The following is a 1566-nucleotide window of genomic DNA, read 5'->3' on the forward strand; positions in this document are numbered from 1 at the left end:
GCGGTCAGCAATCAGCAATCAGCTATTAATTCATTGCCTTTAAAGCAGGAATTAGTATTGAGAGGTTTAAGGACAATTCAAAGTATTGAAAAAACAACTAACCTTGACCTTAGCAGTGTATATTCATTATTTATGAAACAGCTAAAAGCTGAATGTGAGCTAAGTTCAAAGAAGGGGTCGGAAAAACTAGGTTTTATTGCTGATGATTCTGATAGATCGATAACTCTAAATTTATTATCATACTTGAGTTGATAGTTATAATCAGTAATGCCAAAAATGTAGCTAATTAATCTGAAATTCACCGAACATTTAAAGGAGGTAGAAAGAGGAAAGTCAACCTATTTTCTACTTCCTTATTTTGATTTTTATACTATTAACTAGCTATCAGCATTTTCCGTACCGGAATGCTCCGCAAACAGCATTTACGGACTGAAAGGCTTTTTAAGGATTCTAGGCATTAAGCGAAGATATCTTATACCAATTCCTAAAAGTAACGCTATACTTGGGTAAGACTTCAGTTATTAATTAATCAAAACAGGTATAATCACCTTTTTGCTAAAAATAGCCCAGTTAATGTTAATTATTCTTACTTTTTACTTCTCCCTGTACGGACGCCCTTATGCAAAGTCCCTACCCACTCCCCTATTTCCCCTCCTGGGAGGGGTTAGGGGTGGGTCCCCTACTCAACAAAATGTAGAAAAGCTTTTGAGAAATGGTATTACACCATTTTTTTTTCTGCAAAAAAATAAACCCAAGTCCATCATTTTTCATTAACTGGAGACTTAGGTTAAATATTCTTATTTGAAATACTAAAATTTTTGCTATGTATCACGCCTTCGATCCCCCTCCCGTCCCCCTTGTCAAGGGAGAAGCCAGATGTTGCTTCACTTTCTTTTGAATGGGAGTTAGGGGGAATCTCCCGTAGCATTCTTTTTCATATTTCATACAGTGGAGACAAAATACTCGAAAGCTAATTTTGCCTAAGTCTAATTTATTTGATTGAAACAGCATCTACATCAACGGTGGTATCAGTAGTAGTTGAGTCTTTATCATTAATATCAGGTGCAACTGCCACATCTTTACCCCGACGTAACTTCATATATTCAACTACCATCTGAGAAACTTCTGCCACTAAGAGAGTTACAATAGCAACATCATCAATTTGTCCGACAACTGGGATAAAATCTGGAGAGATGTCAAAAGGACTTAATACATAAGCCAATGTTCCAGCAATAATCCACCAACGATATTTAGGATTACGGATAGTATTACGATACCAAGTATATAGAGATTGAATGGAAAAACTCATTTAATTATCCTTAAACTTAAAACTTACTTACATTTTTAATAATGGCAGAATTTTAAGCAGTATGGCAGTGTCAGTATCCACCATAGTTTTTACAGAAATTTCTACACTTAAAATTAGGGAATTTTGTGATTGGAGTTTGTAGTTAACCTGTAAGCATTCAGCTATTAGCATTCAGCAATCAGCTTTTGAAGATATTCAAGCAATAACTGAGGTTAGGTTATAACCAATTTCATTAATAAATTTTAATTCTTCTTGGT

At 34.7% G+C, this 1566-nt stretch carries 2 protein-coding genes; one reads left to right on the forward strand and one right to left on the reverse strand.

Annotated features, from left to right (window positions below):
• Positions 1-252, forward strand: a 252-nt coding sequence (locus F6K13_RS32435; protein ID WP_287289809.1) for a hypothetical protein, incomplete at its 5' end; no start/stop codon positions are given.
• A 739-nt stretch (positions 253-991) separates the two neighbouring features.
• Here the strand turns inward: F6K13_RS32435 and F6K13_RS32440 are convergent.
• Positions 992-1309, reverse strand: a complete 318-nt coding sequence (locus F6K13_RS32440; protein WP_124147795.1) for a YkvA family protein — start codon at positions 1307-1309, stop codon at positions 992-994.
• Between the last annotated feature and the right edge of the window lie 257 nt (positions 1310-1566).

The sequence above is a fragment of the Okeania sp. SIO2B9 genome (assembly GCF_010672505.1).
Taxonomy (GTDB): domain Bacteria; phylum Cyanobacteriota; class Cyanobacteriia; order Cyanobacteriales; family Microcoleaceae; genus Okeania; species Okeania hirsuta.